This is a genomic window from Paenibacillus terreus, from assembly GCF_042138595.1.
GTDB lineage: Bacteria > Bacillota > Bacilli > Paenibacillales > Paenibacillaceae > Paenibacillus > Paenibacillus terreus.
This window is the reverse complement of record NZ_JBHIRX010000017.1, coordinates 1-17,826: the sequence shown is the minus strand read 5'-3', so window position 1 is coordinate 17,826 and position 17,826 is coordinate 1. Positions and strand designations below refer to the sequence as shown.

General features: G+C 50.4%; 16 protein-coding genes and 1 rRNA gene. 13 read left to right on the top strand and 4 right to left on the bottom strand.

Features of this window, described 5'->3' with window-relative positions; translation table 11 throughout:
- Positions 1-20: 20 nt before the first annotated feature.
- The 3 genes from ACE5KN_RS24025 to ACE5KN_RS24015 form a co-directional block, all read right to left on the bottom strand.
- On the bottom strand, positions 21-518 hold the full coding sequence (locus ACE5KN_RS24025; RefSeq protein ID WP_375525446.1) for a DinB family protein: 498 nt from the start codon (positions 516-518) through the stop codon (positions 21-23).
- Between the two features lie 132 nt (positions 519-650).
- Positions 651-1,424, bottom strand: a complete 774-nt coding sequence (locus ACE5KN_RS24020; RefSeq protein WP_375525560.1) for a hypothetical protein — start codon at positions 1,422-1,424, stop codon at positions 651-653.
- Between the two features lie 206 nt (positions 1,425-1,630).
- Positions 1,631-2,584: an ATP-dependent DNA ligase gene (locus tag ACE5KN_RS24015; protein WP_375525445.1), complete on the bottom strand. Its 954-nt coding sequence runs from the start codon at positions 2,582-2,584 to the stop codon at positions 1,631-1,633.
- A 371-nt stretch (positions 2,585-2,955) separates the two neighbouring features.
- Between ACE5KN_RS24015 and ACE5KN_RS24010 the strand changes: the two genes are divergently transcribed.
- The 4 genes from ACE5KN_RS24010 to ACE5KN_RS23995 all read left to right on the top strand — a co-directional run bounded on the left by ACE5KN_RS24010 (position 2,956) and on the right by ACE5KN_RS23995 (position 6,311).
- A complete protein-coding gene (locus tag ACE5KN_RS24010) occupies positions 2,956-3,798 on the top strand; it encodes a basic amino acid ABC transporter substrate-binding protein (protein WP_375525444.1) in 843 nt (280 codons plus the stop codon).
- A gap of 135 nt (positions 3,799-3,933) precedes the next feature.
- Positions 3,934-4,584 (top strand): amino acid ABC transporter permease, encoded by a 651-nt coding sequence (locus tag ACE5KN_RS24005; protein ID WP_375525443.1) that lies wholly within the window; start codon positions 3,934-3,936, stop codon positions 4,582-4,584.
- A 1-nt stretch (position 4,585) separates the two neighbouring features.
- On the top strand, positions 4,586-5,317 hold the full coding sequence (locus tag ACE5KN_RS24000; protein ID WP_375525442.1) for an amino acid ABC transporter ATP-binding protein: 732 nt from the start codon (positions 4,586-4,588) through the stop codon (positions 5,315-5,317).
- A 190-nt stretch (positions 5,318-5,507) separates the two neighbouring features.
- On the top strand, positions 5,508-6,311 hold the full coding sequence (locus tag ACE5KN_RS23995; protein WP_375525441.1) for an NAD-dependent epimerase/dehydratase family protein: 804 nt from the start codon (positions 5,508-5,510) through the stop codon (positions 6,309-6,311).
- Positions 6,312-6,382: 71 nt separating this feature from the next.
- Here the strand turns inward: ACE5KN_RS23995 and ACE5KN_RS23990 are convergent, their stop codons facing one another.
- Entirely contained in the window at positions 6,383-6,811 is a 429-nt protein-coding gene (locus ACE5KN_RS23990) for a chemotaxis protein CheW (protein ID WP_375525440.1), read from the bottom strand.
- Positions 6,812-7,211: 400 nt separating this feature from the next.
- On the opposite strand from ACE5KN_RS23990, the gene ACE5KN_RS23985 reads away from it, so the two are divergent.
- The 9 genes from ACE5KN_RS23985 to ACE5KN_RS23945 form a co-directional block, all read left to right on the top strand.
- A complete protein-coding gene (locus ACE5KN_RS23985; RefSeq protein WP_375525439.1) occupies positions 7,212-7,775 on the top strand; it encodes a DUF420 domain-containing protein in 564 nt (187 codons plus the stop codon).
- A 901-nt stretch (positions 7,776-8,676) separates the two neighbouring features.
- Positions 8,677-9,795 carry an AbrB family protein gene (locus ACE5KN_RS23980; RefSeq protein ID WP_375525438.1) on the top strand — a complete coding sequence of 373 codons (1,119 nt, stop codon included), beginning with the start codon at positions 8,677-8,679 and terminating at the stop codon, positions 9,793-9,795.
- A 159-nt stretch (positions 9,796-9,954) separates the two neighbouring features.
- Positions 9,955-11,232 (top strand): ABC transporter substrate-binding protein, encoded by a 1,278-nt coding sequence (locus ACE5KN_RS23975; protein WP_375525437.1) that lies wholly within the window; start codon positions 9,955-9,957, stop codon positions 11,230-11,232.
- A 37-nt stretch (positions 11,233-11,269) separates the two neighbouring features.
- Positions 11,270-12,160: a carbohydrate ABC transporter permease gene (locus tag ACE5KN_RS23970; RefSeq protein ID WP_375525436.1), complete on the top strand. Its 891-nt coding sequence runs from the start codon at positions 11,270-11,272 to the stop codon at positions 12,158-12,160.
- 101 nt (positions 12,161-12,261) lie between these two features.
- Entirely contained in the window at positions 12,262-13,053 is a 792-nt protein-coding gene (locus ACE5KN_RS23965; protein WP_375525559.1) for a carbohydrate ABC transporter permease, read from the top strand.
- A gap of 13 nt (positions 13,054-13,066) precedes the next feature.
- The gene (locus ACE5KN_RS23960; protein ID WP_375525435.1) at positions 13,067-14,659 is read left to right on the top strand and encodes a DUF4127 family protein; all 1,593 of its coding nucleotides are present in this window, start codon (positions 13,067-13,069) and stop codon (positions 14,657-14,659) included.
- Positions 14,660-14,737: 78 nt separating this feature from the next.
- Entirely contained in the window at positions 14,738-15,655 is a 918-nt protein-coding gene (locus tag ACE5KN_RS23955) for an ROK family protein (RefSeq protein WP_375525434.1), read from the top strand.
- 49 nt (positions 15,656-15,704) lie between these two features.
- Positions 15,705-17,285 carry an FAD-dependent oxidoreductase gene (locus ACE5KN_RS23950; protein ID WP_375525433.1) on the top strand — a complete coding sequence of 527 codons (1,581 nt, stop codon included), beginning with the start codon at positions 15,705-15,707 and terminating at the stop codon, positions 17,283-17,285.
- A gap of 468 nt (positions 17,286-17,753) precedes the next feature.
- Positions 17,754-17,826 (top strand): 16S ribosomal RNA (locus ACE5KN_RS23945); the annotation flags it as partial.

Here is a 17,826-nt window from a genome sequence, read left to right as displayed (position 1 = left end):
AATTATACAAATCTGTGCGGTTATGCGAGCGGTTCGCGGCCCATCTCAATCCATCCTTCATAGGTTGGGCCGTAAACGCCTGGAATGGGTAAGCCGGCCTGCCGCATAAGAACGGTCATTTGTCCCCGGTGATGCGCCTGATGCATGATTACAAAGTGAAGAGAGGCTCCTTTGGTCCATACTTCTCCGCCGATTTTGGTATCTGTCAGCAGCTCCGCATCCGTCCATTGTGTCTGCACCGCATGGAGCATTTCCCCGCTTAGCCGGCGATATTCATCCAGGATGTCCCGTGCAGAGGCCGGGATTTCTGCGTTTTCTTTCAATCCTGGAAAAGAAAGGCCCATAGCTGTGATGTAGTTCAGCGATTCGACCAGATGCCAGGCTACCTGTCCCAAGGTCCGGTATTTCGTGCCCATGCTTTGTGAAAGCGAGGCGTCGGTCAAATGGGACAGCACCCGCTCCGTATTCGCGCTCTCCTCCAGCCATTCGGCGGCAAAATCTTTAATGGTTACAAACATTCCAATCCCTCCATAGTCAATTCGTAAGTGTCTGTAAGCATTATAGACATGCTTCACTGACATTTACGGTCAGTGAAGTGCCGCTTCAATAATTAAATTCCGTTGGGCTGCCAAAGCTGAAGCCGATGCTTTTTACGGGAGTTTTGCCTCCGCGGCCTGCAGCCCTTGGGTGATCTTATTCTCCCAGCTGTTAGTTTTCTGCAGGGAGGCATGAATGCGGGCCAGCTGATCATACACCACCATCATTTGGGCCAGAGCTGTTACCGCATCGCCTGCTTTAATGGCACTGCGGTATTTTTTGTTGGCCGCTGTTTTGCTTTTGCGGGCAGCGGCGATCGTTTTGTTTTCCGCTGTAATTTGCTTTTTCAGCGTTGTAACGGGGCTGAGAGCGTCCTTGACCGCTTTTTTCTTGGCCGCTGCCTGCTTCTTGGCCGATGTCAGCGCATCCTTCTTGGCCTTGATCTCCGCCTTGGCCTGGGTGTAGGAAGGCTTGAGCTTGTTACGCTGCAAATCAAGAAGGGCGGCTTTTTTGGTGTTCTTCTGCTTTCTTGCCTCAGATGCCTGTTTGGTGAGGGACGAGTATTGCTTCAGAAGAGCCGCGTGCTTCTGTTCGATCTGCTTGACTTCAGCAGTCAGCCTGGACAGCAGTGCCGCATCAATAGCCTGAATATTTTTATTAAGAGCCTTCAGACGTACATTATTCTTCTGCCGCAGGGTCTGGATCTGCTTGCTCTCCAGTTGGATCAGTGTCTCGAGCTCTGTAACGTCATCATATACGGCATCGAGACCATCCAGCGCGGCTTCCCAGCTGCCGGCCTGGGCGGGGAGTGCGCTTCCCCACCATAACGCTGCAATCAGCAGCAATATCAGCATCCTGTTCCAGCTTTTCATGCTCCCTCTGTTCACCAATGATCTTCTCTCCTTTGTTCAAAAATGCGCTGCATAACGGGCCAAACGCAAAAAAGCACCCCGCAAGAAAGGCGCAATGGCCTATCCTGCGAGGTGCTTCACCCGCACAGCATGTTAATAAAATTGTGACTCTACCATACCTCACAGCCATGAATTTGTCAATGAAGAAGCGAGCTCCTGCAGGCACCGGGCATCCGGTCCGGCTATTTCAATTGCTCTGTTGTACATTCCGCAGGCGTTATATGCTCCACAATGCTTTCGATGCTCGGGTGCCGCATGGTCCCGCCTGGCGTCCACTCCAGAAAGGCCACTTTGACCACCAGCTGCGGCCGGATCCAGGTCGTGTCCCGCAGCAGGGGAGGCTTGGCGTTAAAGGGGATCGTACCAATAGCCAGCGGCTTCACTCTTTCGGTAAGGCTTCTCCAGTCGTTGACGGTAAGCTGCCCTGTACCGGCATGACCGATATACATCAGCTGGCCTTCCGGCGTATAAAGACCCAGCAGCAGAGAGTTGACCACCTTGTCCCGGAAGGTCACCCCGCCGATCACGGCATATAAATCACGGCTGATTTTCCGCTTCTGCCACCGCTTGTCCTTCCCGTTGATGAGGTAGGCACTGTCTGTCCGTTTCAGAACAACACCTTCAAGCCCCTGCTCCGATACCGCCTTGAACAGCGCATTTCCGTCCGGAAAGCTCTGCACGACCTGCACCAGCCGCTGTTCAGGCTTGATCATGTCCTGCAGTAAGGCCTGCCGCTGTGAAAGAGGCAGCTCCGTTACCCAGCGGTCATCGGCCATCAGCACATCAAATACCATATAAACGACAGGTATAGTGCTGACCGCCTGCTTAATGGACTGCTGCTTGCGCAGACTGTCTCTTTTCATAATCTCGTGAAAAGAGGGCTTCACCCCGTCAAAAGCGACCAGCTCCCCATCCAGAATGAAGGAGGAGGCAGTGCAATATTCGGCAGGCTGCAGCAGCTCCGGGTATTGCAGTGTTCTGTCATTCAGCCTCCGGTTGACAAGGCGTACCTGCCCCTCGCTGCAGTAGGACAGCATTCTTACCCCATCCCATTTCAATTGGGCAATCCATTCCGGGCCGGCAGGAATATGCTCTGTTCTGACCGGTTCGAAGGGAATAATCGGCTGCAGTTCCATCGCTATCTCCTTTTACAGACTTTAAACGATCAGGATTTGAAGTACGTTTTAGGATGTGGATTTTTTCCATCTGTCATACATTTCAATTTCCTTATTTTGTATGAACTCTAGCCATCTCAAACATGATGTCATGCAATCTAATCATTGTATTTATGCATATCTATACAAAATATATTAAAAATATTAATTTACCACTGGTGTTTAATTGAATTCTTTAGTATAGTAACGTAGAAACGCAATTGATATGACTGGCCTCCGTCGAATAACAATATGTAAAGAATATTGACATATCCGAATTTATTTATTGAGCTTCAATCAACTTCTTGATAGAATTTTAATTAATTAAAAGAATAAAATTGGGGGTTGTAACAATGAAAAAGGTATACTTGTCAGCAATGCTGACGCTGGTTATCGTGCTGCTCGCCGCCTGTGGAGCTCCGCCTGCCAAAGATCCCGCTCCGGCAGCGTCCGGAAGCACTGAAGCGCCTGCAGCAAACGGTGTGGTGAAATTTGCAACAGACGCATCCTATGCGCCTATGGAATTTATGGATCTGGACAAAGTGACCGGCTTTGACATCGACTTTATCGACGCGGTGATGAAGGAAGCGGGGATGGAGTATGAAGTCAGCAATACCGGCTGGGATACGATGCTTGAGAGCGTAAAGCAGGGGACAGAATATCAGGCTGGCATTTCCTCGGTATCCATTACGGATGAGCGCAAGGAGACCTATGATTTCTCCCTGCCTTATTTTGAATCTACCAATATGATTTTGGTTAAAGAGGGCAGTGACGTTAAAAATGCCCTTGATCTGAAGAATAAGACTGTTGCCGTTCAGAACGGGACCACAGCTGACATCCTGATGTCCAAGATCATGGGACAGAACAGCACAAGCCTGAAGAAGTTTGACAGCAACGCGCTGGCGCTGCAGGAAATGGTCAACGGAGGCGTTGATGCCGTCGTTGCTGATATCGCGATTGTACGGGAATATATCAAAAACAACCCGAACAGCAAGCTGGTAGGTATTACGGATCCCGAAAACTTCGATTCCGAGTACTATGGTATCGCTTATCCGAAGAACAGCGAGCTCAAGGCGAAGCTTGACCCTGCCATTCAAGCGGTCATTGATAACGGAACCTATGCAGAAATTTATAAAAAATGGTTTGGCGAAGAGCCGGACCTGACAAATCTGAAAGCCGAGATGGCGAAGCAGTAATGCCTGTGAGTTAACCCGCCTTCGAATGGCGGGTGAGCCCCGCAAAGAAAGCATGCGCATGGAGAACCCGTCGCATGCTTTCTTTACATCAAGGCGAAAGCTGAACACTTTTGGATCAGGGAGAGGAAGACCGTTATGGATTTCAAGTTTGATATTATTGCGTATTACATACCACTGTTGTTAAAAGGAACGCTCGTGACCATTGGCATTTCTCTGGCCGCGATTCTGCTGGGGGCGATTCTCGGGCTCGCAGTCGGGTTCGGCAGAATGTCCAGGCATGCCTGGGTTCGATATCCGGCGGCCGGGTACATCAACTTTTTCCGGGGCACTCCGCTGCTGGTGCAGGTTTTGATGGTCCACTTCGGGTTAATTCCGTTATTAATCGGCCGCACCGATCCTATTATTGCTGCTATTCTGGCACTTACGCTGAACTCCGCGGCTTATACGGCGGAAATCTACAGAGCGGGAATTCAGTCTATCGAAAGAGGCCAGACCGAAGCGGCATTATCGCTCGGTATGACCCGCCGTCAGGCGATGAGACATATCGTGCTGCCTCAGGCCATCAAGCGCATGATCCCGGCATTTGGCAATGAATTTATCGTTCTTATTAAAGACTCATCTCTAGTAGCATATATTGCAGCTCCAGAGCTTATGTATTACAGCAACAATATGAGAGGACAGTACTTGCGGGTGTGGGAGCCCTATTTGACGGCATCTTTTATCTATCTGATTTTGACATACTCGCTCAGCAAGCTGCTGCAGTATTGGGAAAGGAGAATGAAATAGTATGGAGCCGGTCATCCAGGTCCGGGGCTTGGGGAAAGCCTACGGTTCTCATGTCGTTCTGAAGGAGATTAGCACGGAGATCAGCCGCAGCGAGGTGGTGGTTGTGATCGGTCCGTCCGGTTCCGGCAAGTCCACCTTTCTGCGCTGTCTGAATCTGCTGGAGGAGCCCAATCAGGGGGATATCCTGTTTGAAGGCAAATCGCTGATGGACAAGACTACGAAAATTACGGAAATTCGGGCGGAAATGGGAATGGTATTCCAGTCGTTCAATCTCTTCCCGCACATGAAGGTCATCGACAATATTATGATCGCCCCGATCCGGGTACGAGGGTGGTCTCCCGATAAGGCGCGCGCCAAGGGAATGGAGCTGCTCGCGAAGGTCGGACTGGCGGAGAAGGCGGACGCTTATCCTGCTTCTCTGTCGGGAGGACAGTCGCAGCGGGTGGCGATTGCGCGGGCTTTGGCCATGGAACCGAAAGTGATGCTGTTCGACGAGCCGACCTCGGCGCTCGATCCCGAGATGGTGGGTGAAGTGCTGGGGGTCATGAAGGAACTGGCAGCTGAAGGGATGACGATGGTCATCGTAACGCATGAAATGGGATTTGCGCGTGAGGTGGGCGACAGGGTGCTGTTTATGGAAGACGGAGTTGTCGTCGAGGAAGGACCTCCAAAACAGATTTTTGAACAACCATCCCATGAACGTACGAAGAGTTTTCTCTCCAAGATCTTGTGACGACTCCCCGTAGCAAAAGAAATTTTTTCGGTCCAGTTGTAAAAATGATAGTGTGCTTTCATCAGGGCGCCCTTTGCGGCGCCTTTTTGGCATTTCCTCGTTTCACGGAAGGAAGAAAGGGGGAAACTATTTGCGTCGATAGAGTTTTTCTTAATACATATTTAGATTGAATTGTGGGAGGATGGCCTGTATGAAACGAAAGGTTCTGATCACGGGAGCGGCCGGCAGGGTCGGGGGTTGTCTCGCTGCCGGATTGAGGGATAATGGGCGCTACGACATTGTGGCCGCAGACCTGAAGGCTAATGCGGACAGAGGCATCACAGCTCTTGATGTAACGGATGTTGTACGCCTGAGGGAAGTGACCCGCGGGGTGGATACCGTTGTACACTGTGCCTGGATGAAGGATGAGGAGGATTTTCTCGGCAAAGTGCTGCCTGTCAATGTAACGGGGGCTTACCATTTGTATGAAGCCGCCCGGCTGAACGGGGTGCGGAGAATTATGTTTGCGAGCTCCAATCATGCGACGGGGTTTTACAAACGGGGTGAAAGGATTGGGCCGGACGATCCTTACCGGCCGGACAGTTTTTACGGCCTTAGCAAGTGTTATATTGAACTGCTTGGACGGTTATATGCCGATAAATACGGGGTGTCCTCCTTCAATGTCCGGATTGGCAATTTCGCAGGCGACAACCGTCCGCATTCACAGAGATCGGCGCGCATCTACATTTCTTGCCGTGATCTGGTGCATTTGGCGGAGTGCTGTATTGAGGCGGATGATCATATGAAGTTTCTGTCCTTATACGGGACCTCGGCGAATGAGGAGAATTACTATGATATCGGATATTTGAAGGAACTGATCGGTTACCATCCCCAGGATAACGGTGCGGAATGGCTGCATGAGGCGGAGGCGAGCGGGCAGCCGCTCAGACAGGATGAGACGGAATATCAGGGCGGGGGCTCGCTGAACAAGCGGCAGCCGATGGAACGGGGCTGACCATGCTTGCAGGCGCTCAAGGGAATCAAACCTTCCTCCAATCGCTGCTGCCCCCCGAATTCCTAGTGTTTTTAAAATTGTATATCCTTTAATATGTCGCCCAGGTTTAAAATACCGACAAGCTCTTCCTCGGTGGGAGCCAGACTGCTCAAATAACCTCCACCGTTCCAGCCTGCTTTGACAGGCTTGACTTCACCGTAGGAAGCAACGCCCACCACTTCGTCCACAATGAGACCGACCATTCCTTCGGAAGAAGGAACAATTACGATTCGCGCAGCGTCGTCAGGTTCCTGATCTGCGAGCGCGAACAGATCGCGCAGGCTGACAACCGGCACGATTTCCCCGCGTAAATGAATGACACCCTTGGTGCCAAAGGAAGCATCGGGCAGGGCTGTCAGCGGCTGCATGCGGAGAATTTCGCGGGTATCTTCTATAGGCAGCGCGAATTTTTGATGATCCAGTGTAATCTCGATATAAGTTGCTTGGTGAAAGGCTGACATTCGTCTCACATCCTGTTGTTCTTTTTTGTCCGGTAAATTCGTTGACCTTTAGGGGAGATTGATTGACCATCTCCATAATATGTCGGAAAACTTCCTCTGTATGATTAGACTGTAAAACGGTCTCGCTGACAATACCGGCGCTTTTTTTCCTATTCTGCTGCAAGGGAGAAATGAAGAGGTTAAACCATGAATTTACATAAAAACGGAAATTATTTTTTTGGCTATGTAATTTTCTAGTTAGATGAAGTTATCCTAATAGGAGAAAACAGAGGGGATGTGAAATTGTTCATAGTGTTGTCACTTCACAGAGGAACATTGTGTTCAATATAATTGAATTATAGGACAACAGGTTAAAACGACTGGTTTAACCAATATAATTTATGATGAAGGAGAAACCAACATGAGCAAAGCGACCAAGGACGAGCAGTATGTCCCAACCAGCCGCCGTAATTTTGCCGGGCTGATTGTTACGGTTTCCATTGTGGCGAATATTATTATTCTGCTGCTGTTCTTCTCGCCGATTGGATATCAGGGAGAGGTTCATTTTGATTTGAGCCTGCTGCCGAGAATGAATGCGATATTCAACAGCTTTACCTTTATTTTCTTGCTTGGAGCCTTGATTGCCATACTGAGAAAAAATGTGAAGGTGCATAAGGCGCTCGTTTTGGCGGCATTCGCTTCCACATTGCTGTTCTTGATCACCTATCTGACATTTCACTACATTTCGCCGGAAACGGCGAAGTTCGGCGGACAAGGCATTGTACGCCCGATTTACTTTTTCATCCTGATTACGCATAGTGTGCTGGCCGCGGTTATCGTGCCGCTTGCGCTGTTCTCCGTAGTATGGGGATGGACCATGCAGGTGCAGAAGCACCGCAAAATCGCGCGGTGGACGATGCCGATCTGGCTGTATGTCAGCCTTACCGGGGTGCTGGTGTACCTCTTTATGGCTCCTTACTATTAAGAGCGTATCCGGATTGTCCTTCCGATCGCTGTTGTCCCCGGATTTCCTGATTAAAGCGGACAGTGGTAGAAATCCGGGGACAAAGGCGAACGCTCCGCTTCTCCAGAACAATTCCGGGCACTTGGCAGGGTAGTATCCCTTGAACGCTTCGCGTGTTCAAGGGATTTTTTTGTTGGCTCATTCGAAGGTGTGATGAAAAATGAAACATGAAACCGGCCTCCCGCGGGACAGGAGAGGCTTTAATTCATTGATTTGGCTATAGACCAACAGCATTGCAACAAATCTGACAATGTACACTTCTAACCACAAAACGATTCTAACGGATGCCACAACCGCTATTGGTTCCAAGAACGTTGATTTCTAATTATAGCGGTTGCCATAGCGCTTATTTCACTTAATCCGAATATTTTCGCCTGAATTAAGGCAAATAACGTCGATCACGACCGTTAGAATATGAAAAAGTCCTTTTTTCGAAAAATAGCAGCTGCTACACCCGTTAGATTCCGAGGGGTGCACGATCGGCTCGAAATCCTGAACCATTACTGGAATTAGAAATGCTGGCATCATGGCTCAACTTAAATTCACGATCCTTTATAACATCCATAGTTCAGTTAACCGCATGTATTCGCTATGCTATTTTGCTATCCTGCCCTTGGTTCAATAATTGAGCCGGAACAAAAGTAAGAACGCTTACACGGCAGCCCCTTTTCCATTGCCTTGCCAATGGTACCAATAAGAAAATCCTCCTGAAACCCCGTCTCTCTGCAGATGTGATGTATAATAAAAATAACTCTACGAGACGGGTGGGAAAAGGGCAGAGGCCATTCTGCCGCAGAATAAGGAGGAATATTTATATGAAGATGAATGGGAACCGGAACGGAATGCCGGAAGGAATGCGCAATTGAGGCTGCAGGCAATCCGGCTGACCCAATGGGGGCGTTTTTTGCTGACATGTGCCGTCTCGTTGATCGGAGGCTCCCTTTTTACAATTCTGCATACCCCGATCCCCTGGCTGCTTGGGCCCATGACGGCGGCGCTGATTGGAGCTAAGGTGTTCAAGCTGCCTTTGTGGTGGTCTTCCGCGGTCAGGGATACGGGGATCGGAATCGTCGGGTATTCTATCGGATTGACTTTGACATTGGATACCCTTGTGCAAACGGCCTATCAGCTTCCGTCCATGCTGCTGATGACGGTCATTCTAATCTCATTTTGCGTACTGGTCGCCTACTTGTTCTACAAGCTCACAGATGTTGACTTTCCGACCTTGATGACAGGCAGCATTCCCGGCGGGCTTACACAAATGGTGGTGCTGGCGGACGAGGTCAAAGGTGTGGATGTAACCATCGTTACTTTCATGCAGGTCACACGACTTATCATGATTACGTTTTGCGTGCCGTTCTTGCTGTTCAGTCCCGTGTATGGAGGTGCGGAAGCCGCAGCGGCTGTGGAAGCTGTCCGCCAGTCCTCGGCTGCCTGGTCCGGACTCTTTCCGGGTGTGTTTATATTTGTGCCCATTTGTGTCGTCTGCGCTTGGGCGAGCAAAAAAATCGGGCTTCCAACCGCGGTTATGCTCGGTCCCCTGATCGGAACGGCCGCCGCTCAGATTGCCGGCTTGAAGGGGCCTGCCCTTCCGGACGGTCTGCTGAACGCCTCTCAATTTATGATCGGGACTTATATAGGGCTTCTGCTGCATCCCGAGAATCTGAAAAACAAAACCAAAACGGTAATTATGGCCGTAACCGGCGGCTCTATCCTGATCCTCGGAACGATGGGACTGGCCAAATGGCTGGAAGCCGTTCACCACGTCAGCCCGGCCACAGCTTTTCTCAGCATGGCCCCCGGAGGCATGGATCAGATGGGGATTATGGCGCATGAAGTGGGGGCGGACCTGCTGTTTGTGTCCGGATATCAGCTTTTTCGGGTATTGTTTATTTATTTTGTGGTGGCCGGCGCCCTGAAATTCGGCTTTCAGTGGTACTCCCGCCGCCAGGCGGGAAAAGCCATGACAAAAGCCAAATGAGGCGTGTTTTATGGTGTGTGCTGTTTTATTACACAAAGGTAAAGAAAATGATTCTTTTTGTAAAAATACGATGTTATAATTTTGGGTATAAGAGGTTTTTTACCCATTTTATTACCTGTGTGATCTGTAATCCAAAATTCAAGCTGAGGGGGTTGCGCTGTGCCAAAGAAACACAAAGGCCTGCTGTTGACATTTTGCTGTATTCTGCTGCTGTCCATCATAACCGCTGGCTGCGGCGGGGGACAATCCGGGTCGACGGATGAGGCGGGGAATGAACACATTACGCTGGAGTTTTGGACGATTGCGCTCCAACCGACATTTAACGATTATTTCAATACTTTAATCGCCGAGTATGAGAAGGATCATCCGAATGTCAAAATCGAATGGAAGGATTACCCTTATGATGCCATAACCGACAAGCTGTTGACCAGTATTGCCAGCGGCGGCAGCCCGGATGTGGTTAATCTCAACACGGAATTCGCCAGCCAAATGGGCTCCAAGGGAGCAGTTGTCGATCTGAATGAATATTTAAGCGATGAGCAGAAGGGCGCTTATTTTGAAGGTATATTTAATTCCACAGTCATCGATGGCAAAGCGTACGCCCTTCCGTGGTACACGGGTACCGAGGTGCTGTTCATCAACACCAAAATCGCCAAGGAAGCCGGACTGGATCCGTCCAATCCTCCAGCGACCCGGGAAGAGCTGGCGGAGTGGGGGCGCCAGGTGAAGGCCAAGACCGGCAAAGCCGGTTATGCCCAACAGCTTGTATCCAAGCTGTTCCCGATCGAGGGGGTTTCCATTTTGACGGAGGATAAAACGGCAGCTGCTTTTAATACACCTGAAGCGGTGGCTATGATCAATAACATGAAGAAGCTGATGGATGAAGGGGTAATCATTAAGGAAGATGCTAATTTCACCAAACAGATTCAATATTACTCCGGGGAACAGACTGCGTTCCAGCTGGGCGGGCCGACGTTCATCAATTTCATCAAAACAGCGGCTCCCGATGTGTATAAAAATACGATTGCGGTTCCGCTTCCGACAGGCCAGGGGGATCTGCGTCTTTCCAATTCGATGAATCTGGTTGTGCCTGCAAAGTCGGAGCATCCGAAAGAGGCGGTGGAATTTGCGGCATTTGTGACCAATGCGGAGAACCAGACATCCTTCTCCAAGGCAGCTAATACGCTTCCGTCCACCAAGGCCTCCATACAGGACCCGTTCTTCAGCGAGACGGACGGTTCGCTTGAGGCTCAGGCGAAGGTTGTATCGGCACAAAGTCTTGCTAAAGCCACGGACTATATGGTGGGTGTGCCAAATGCGCAGGATGTGAACTCGGCTATTGCGCGCGGCCTGCAAAATATTCTATTGAACGGTCAGGATGCACAGAAGACGCTGAACGAGGTCGAGCAGGAAGTGAACGGGATTTTGCAGCAGTAGTAGTCCATGATATCCGCCAAACGGGAGGTGAACCGTTATGCATAAATGGCTGCGCACGGAGTCCTTTGCGGCCTGGGCGTTTATGGCGCCGGGGCTGATCCTTTTGGCCGTGTTTGTATTTTGGCCGATTATTTACGGGATTCCCTTGTCACTGACGAATTATTCGGTCATTTCGCGGACGGAATATGTCGGGCTGGATAATTTCAGCAAAGCTTTTGCAGACCGTAATTTCTTGATCTCGTTGTGGAACTCGCTCGTATATGTACTGATCGTTCCGTTTATTCAGGTGTTCTCTATCCTGATGGCTGTGCTAGTGAACAATACCCGTATTCCGGGCATCAAGGCTTTCAGAACAGCCTACTATATTCCTGTAGTAACGTCGATGGTGGCGGTGGCACTGATCTGGAGCTGGCTGCTTGGCAATAACGGCGTGGTGAACTATTTGCTTTCCCGGGCGGGCATCCTCAGTGAACAGATATACTGGCTGTCCAACAGCTCCACGGCGCTGTATGTCATGATGTTCATTACGATGTGGAAGGGTCTTGGCTACTATATGATGCTCTATCTGGCAGGGCTGCAGAACATTCCGGCTGATTTGTATGAAGCGGCCCGAGTTGATGGAGCAGGCAGGTGGCGTCTGATCCTGGCGATCACGATTCCGCTGCTCAGACCTTACATTCTGTTCTGCACCTTGATCTCATTGATGTCTGCTTTGCGGGTGTTTGATGAGGTGTATATCCTGACCAATGGAAATGGAGGGCCCGGCACTGCCACCTTAACGTCGAGCCTGTATATTTTTCAAAAAGGAATGCAGCAGTTTGAGTTCGGCTACGCTTCAGCGCTTGGCCTGATCGTCAGTGTGGTTCTCGCAGTTCTGAGCGTCATTGTGTTCCGGCTGAACAGGAAAGGCGGTGTCAATCCCTACTGATGGATACTACGAACCCGAAGCTTCGTACCCGTGAGCCGTCTTATTCCGGAACTGTTGTTAAGAAGAGGCGTCAAGTCAGAAAAACCTTTTACCTGATCCTCATGTATGCCCTTCTGATCCTGCTCGCCTTGTTCATGACCGGGCCTTTTCTGTGGCTGTTAAGTGTATCTCTGATGCCGGGGCGCAACGTATTTTCCACCCCGCCTGCCATTTTTCCGACCTTTATCGATTTCGATAACTACGTGCAGGTATGGCAGTTCATGAATTTTCCGAGATATGTGTACAACACGGTCGTTATTACTGTCCTTGGCGTTGCTTTAAATATCATTTTGGCCTGTATGACGGGGTATCCGCTGGCGGTATTCCGTTTCCGGGGCAGGAATGTCGTTTTTGGTCTGCTGATCGCCACCATGATTATTCCGGCCTCGACGGCTATTATTGTCCATTATCTGACCATTCAGGCGCTGCATCTGGGCAATTCTTATTTGGGGGTAGTTCTTCCGTCCGCTGTATCTGTCTTTAATATTTTTCTGATGAGACAAACCTTTTTGAACATTCCTGCGGATGTAAGGGATTCAGGGAAAATGGACGGGGCCTCCGAATTCCGCATCTGGTGGCAGCTTGTGCTGCCTCTTGTCAAACCGGCCATCGCCGTCATTGCCCTGCTGGAGGTGATGGGCTACTGGAACAGCTTTATATGGCCAATTGTGATTTTGGATGATCCGGAGCTGTACCCGCTCGCGGCTGCACTGACCTATCTGAACGGCCAGTTTGCCTATAATTTCGGATGGATTGCCGCCGGTACAATGATTTCGGTGCTGCCTATTATTCTCGTCTTTCTTTTTACCCAGAAGTATTATATGGAAGGCTTGGCGGGTGCAGTGAAGGGCTGAGCTCTGAAAAGGGATGTCAAACCGTAGAGAGGCGGGCGGACTAAACGTGGAGAACGGCAAACGTATTCTATTCATGCCGCTGGATGAGCGGCCCTGCAATTATGAATTTCCTTTTTTGCTGGCTATGGGGACGGATTATATGCCCGAGCGTCCTCCGCTGGATATGATGGGCCACAAGAAAGCGCCAGGCAACACCAACCGTTTGTGGGCATGGCTGGAGCAAGCCGCCGAAGGCGCCCACGGGGCTGTTTTGGCTCTGGATACACTGCTGTATGGAGGCATTGTCCCTTCCCGTCTCCATGAGATGAACGAAGAGCAGCTGCTTGAACGCTTGGCCAGGCTTCGCGGTTTGAAAGCGGATCATCCTGAGCTTAGAATTTACGCTTTTCAGCTAATTATGCGCTGTCCGCAGTATTCATCGGCCGATGAGGAGCCGGATTATTATGAAGACTGGGGCCGGGAGATTTTCCGCAAAGGCTTCATTAGCCATAAAAGGGATCTCGGGTTAGCAACTGAAGATGAACTGGCGGAGCTGGAGAATATTGATCGGCGGCTTCCTAAGGAAGTGCTGGACGATTACCTTGGAAGGCGGGCAATCAATTCTGCCCTAAACAGGGCAGCCCTGGAACTTGTTGCGGAGGGAGTCATCGAATTTTTGATTATACCGCAGGATGACTCCGCTCCATACGGGTACACCGCCAGGGATCAGGAGGATATCAGGGAGCGGATTTCCGAACTGGGGCTGGAGCTTCGCGCTTATATGTATCCGGGTGCGGATGAAGTGGGATGCACGCTGTTTGCCAGAATGGTAAACAGGGATACAGGCTGGATACCCCTGATCTATCCGCGGCTGTCATCGTTGCAGGGGGCTTTTGTTACCCCATTGTATGAGGATCGCTATTTTTATGAGTCGCTGAAATATCAGGTGCTGGCCGCAGGTGGGCTGCTCGTGTCTTCTGCTTCCGAAGCGGATGTTGTGCTGCTCGTGAACACGCCGGGGGATACCATGTCTGAAGCGGCTGTGCAGGGGCGTCCAATGCCCGGATATGATGTCCTGAGAAATATTGTCGAGCTTACCGAATTTGGTGCTTACATGCTCTTCCATGAGGGCAAGCCGGTGGCGGTTGCGGATGTCGGATATGCGAATGGGGGCGACTTGAAGCTGATCCGGCTGCTGCGCCAGAAAAACATGCTGTTCTCCCTGGCAGGTTATGCCGGATGGAACACCAGCTCGAACACGCTGGGAACGGTTATTGCGCAGTCCATGCTGTTCCTTCACTATGGCCGCACCCCGGAACATTTGAACTTCCTGGCACTGCGTTATGCGGAGGATGTCTGCTACTGCTCACTCGTTCGCACGGAGATGAACAACGGGATCGTTGAGTCGATGGGGCTGAGTAAATTCATGCTGGATGGGCAGCGCGGGCAGGCCGCAGCTCTGATTCGGACCAAGCTGAATCAGGCTATTGAGGAACGGATTAACGGAGAGGATGGCTGGGTCGAAATTATGGACTGTTACATGCCCTGGAACCGTACTTTTGAGGTTGGACTGAGCGTTAGCTATCATCCTGTGTCGGCAAAGCATACCGCTGGGCAAACCGTTTGAATTTTGACAGAATTAGGGGTCGATTTGCTTGAAAATGCGTGTAAGCCATACCGTCAGCTGCATGGGAGTGGATTAGGCATGACCAACAAGATCATTGGTATTGATATTGGCGGCACATCCGTAAAAGGCGCAGTAATCGGGCGGGATGGAACCTTGTTTGAGGAGTTCTCTTTTGCAACGGATGCCGAACAGGGGCGGGATGCTTTGCTGCACCGCATGGAGGAGGGAATGCGTCCACTGCTGAATACCTGGCCGGAGGTGCGATGGCTTGGAATTGCTTCGGCGGGCAGGATCAACTCCGATACCGGTGAGGTGGTATATGCCACAGATAATCTGCCAGGCTGGCAGGGGGTTCGGCTGTTTGATTGGGCTTGGGAGTCGTTTGGCCTGAAGGCCGCAGCTGATAACGATGCCAATGCTGCTTTGGTAGGGGAAGCCTGGTGCGGTGCAGGAACTTTCCGGGAACAGCTGGTTATGCTCACTCTGGGGACGGGAGTCGGGGGTGCCTACATCAATAAAGGGGAGCTTTGTCGGGGAAGACGCTGGAGCGGGGGAGAATGGGGACACAGCATACTTGTGCCTGGCGGGCTGCCATGCAACTGCGGGAAACGCGGCTGTGTCGAGCAGTACGTGTCCGGGACCGCGCTGAACCGTCGTGCCTGTGAAGCGTCTGGAGGACGATATGTGTCAGGTCTTGAATTGTTGGCGGCTGCACACCAGGGAGATCCTGTGGCTTTGAAAGAGACCAAGGCATTTTTACAGGAACTCGCTGTTGTAATCGTTAACATTTATAGCACTCTTGATCCGGATGCAGTCATCCTTGGGGGAGGCGTTGCGGATTCATCTGGTCTATGGTGGCAATGGCTCGAAGAGGAGCTGAACGGCTGTGATCCGGGAATGAAAATCCGCAAAGCCTCTTTGGGCAACAGAGCAGGCTTCATGGGAGCAGCCAAATTGGCGTTTGATAAAGAAGAGCATGTTTCATGCGGTAAGTAGTCGATTCTTTCCACAATTCATCATTTTAAAATCGAATGGAGGAGGGGCCGTGAACCAGCGGTTGTATGAAGCGGATATTGTTATTGTTGGAGGCAGTCTGGGCGGAACCGCAGCAGCTCTGGCAGCAGCTAAAGCAGGCATGAAGGTGGTCATGACGGAGGAGACGGACTGGATCGGCGGCCAGCTCACATCCCAGGCGGTTCCGCCCGATGAGCATCGCTGGATTGAAAGCTTTGGGTGTACAGCATCCTACCGTGAATTCCGCAACCGGGTGCGTGATTATTACCGAGTAAATTACCCTTTAACGGAAGAAGCGCGCCAAAATCCGGTGCTTAATCCGGGCAACGGCTGGGTCAGCCGCCTTTGCCATGAGCCGAGAGTCGCCCTGCGTGTGCTTGAAGATATGCTGTCCCCTTATATTCATTCGGGCAGGTTAAAGATTCTCTATCATACCAAAATACATAGATCAGAAGTATGTGGAGACATGGTTACTTCCGTTATTGTTCGTGATCGGAAAGGGGATGAAATCCTCCTCCGTGGGGCTTACTACCTAGATGCAACGGATTGCGGGGATTTGCTGCCGCTGGCGGGTGCGGAATTCGTGACCGGGGCCGAATCGATTGCGGATACAGCGGAGCCGCATGCTTTGGCGGAAGCCAATCCGCTGGATATGCAGTCCATTACCCATGTCGCTGCAGTGGAGTATATTGAGGGCGGCAATTTTGTGGTCGATCGTCCGGATAACTATTCTTTTTGGGAAAGCTACAAGCCCGAGTTCTCCCCATTTCCAATCTTGAGTTGGTATGCTTCCGACTCAAACGATATGACGAAAATGAAAAAGTTCACCATGTTTCCGAATAACTGCGGCATTGCGTCTCTATGGGATTACCGGAGGATTTTGGACCCTTCCCTGTTGTGCGGGCGGCTTTATGATGGAGAGATCACTTTATTAAACTGGCCGCAGAACGATTATTATCTCGGCCCTGTTATAGGAGTGTCTGCAAAAGAAATGGACTACCATTTGCAGTGCGCACGTTCCCTTACCCTATCCCTGATTTATTGGCTGCAAACCGAGGCTCCGCGTATGGATGGTGGAACAGGTTATCCCGGGGTCAGGCTTTGCGAGGGAGCACTCGGGACGAAGGATGGCTTGGCCAAAATGCCTTATATCCGCGAGTCGCGCCGTATCAAAGCGCTGTACACCGTTACGGAGCATGATGTAAGCAAGGAACTGCGAGGGGAAGCAGGCATCAAAAGATATAAGGACAGTGTCGGTGTGGGCAGCTATCATCTGGATCTTCATCCGACGACCGTATCCCAGCGCTCCTTTTATATTCCGAGTTACCCTTATGAAATCCCGCTCGGTTCGCTGATACCTGTCAGAATTAAAAACCTGCTCCCTGCCTGCAAAAATATCGGTATGACGCAAATTGCCAACGGGTGCTACAGACTCCATCCTACGGAGTGGAATATAGGGGAGTCGGCAGCGCTGTTAGCGGCATATGCTATAGGCAGCAAACAATTCCCCTATGAGATAAAGGAATCCTGCGAGCATCTGAATCGATATCAAAGGATGCTTCAAGAGCACGGAGTGGAACTGCACTGGCCTGACGGTCTGGAAGGCGTTTAATGTTAGTCAAGTTTATAAGGGAGTTGAGGTTCCATAATTTTCAATAAAGAAAATGTATAAAAAAGCTTGATTAAGGTAAGTTTATTGTGATATATTATTACGGCTGACATTGAAGCAGCGGTTGGCAAAAATGAAATGCAGAATGATATGGATTGAAATTCTTGAAAAAAAGTTCTTGCAATTCACTAGCTGACATGTTATGATCTTATAGCTGTCACAAAACGACAGATTATAAAGTTTGATCTTTGAAAACTGAACAACGAGTGAGTAGGTTTTACATCGTAAAACCAACCCGCGAAGTCATTTGGTTCGTGTCTGTGACAGAATAAATGATGGAGCGAAATGAGATATGATATCTCGTCAGATTCAAATGAGCTTAATCGCTCTTTCGATAGTGCTCACCGAATTTGATTCACTCAGCCGAGTGGAACCCAAATCCGGTGAGGTCGATGTTACTTCGTAACATCTTTATTGGAGAGTTTGATCCTGGCTCAGGACGAACGCTGGCGGCGTGCCTAATACATGCAAGTCGAGCGGACCT

Excerpts from the sequence above, each read along its gene's own strand:
- ACE5KN_RS24025 (WP_375525446.1), bottom strand. The coding sequence starts at position 518 with ATGTTTGTAACCATTAAAGATTTTGCCGCCGAATGGCTGGAGGAGAGC.
- ACE5KN_RS24015 (WP_375525445.1), bottom strand. The coding sequence starts at position 2,584 with ATGGAACTGCAGCCGATTATTCCCTTCGAACCGGTCAGAACAGAGCAT.
- ACE5KN_RS24010 (WP_375525444.1), top strand. The coding sequence starts at position 2,956 with ATGAAAAAGGTATACTTGTCAGCAATGCTGACGCTGGTTATCGTGCTG.
- ACE5KN_RS24005 (WP_375525443.1), top strand. The coding sequence starts at position 3,934 with ATGGATTTCAAGTTTGATATTATTGCGTATTACATACCACTGTTGTTA.
- ACE5KN_RS24000 (WP_375525442.1), top strand. The coding sequence starts at position 4,586 with ATGGAGCCGGTCATCCAGGTCCGGGGCTTGGGGAAAGCCTACGGTTCT.
- ACE5KN_RS23995 (WP_375525441.1), top strand. The coding sequence starts at position 5,508 with ATGAAACGAAAGGTTCTGATCACGGGAGCGGCCGGCAGGGTCGGGGGT.
- ACE5KN_RS23990 (WP_375525440.1), bottom strand. The coding sequence starts at position 6,811 with ATGTCAGCCTTTCACCAAGCAACTTATATCGAGATTACACTGGATCAT.
- ACE5KN_RS23985 (WP_375525439.1), top strand. The coding sequence starts at position 7,212 with ATGAGCAAAGCGACCAAGGACGAGCAGTATGTCCCAACCAGCCGCCGT.
- ACE5KN_RS23970 (WP_375525436.1), top strand. The coding sequence starts at position 11,270 with ATGCATAAATGGCTGCGCACGGAGTCCTTTGCGGCCTGGGCGTTTATG.
- ACE5KN_RS23965 (WP_375525559.1), top strand. The coding sequence starts at position 12,262 with ATGTATGCCCTTCTGATCCTGCTCGCCTTGTTCATGACCGGGCCTTTT.
- ACE5KN_RS23960 (WP_375525435.1), top strand. The coding sequence starts at position 13,067 with ATGTCAAACCGTAGAGAGGCGGGCGGACTAAACGTGGAGAACGGCAAA.
- ACE5KN_RS23955 (WP_375525434.1), top strand. The coding sequence starts at position 14,738 with ATGACCAACAAGATCATTGGTATTGATATTGGCGGCACATCCGTAAAA.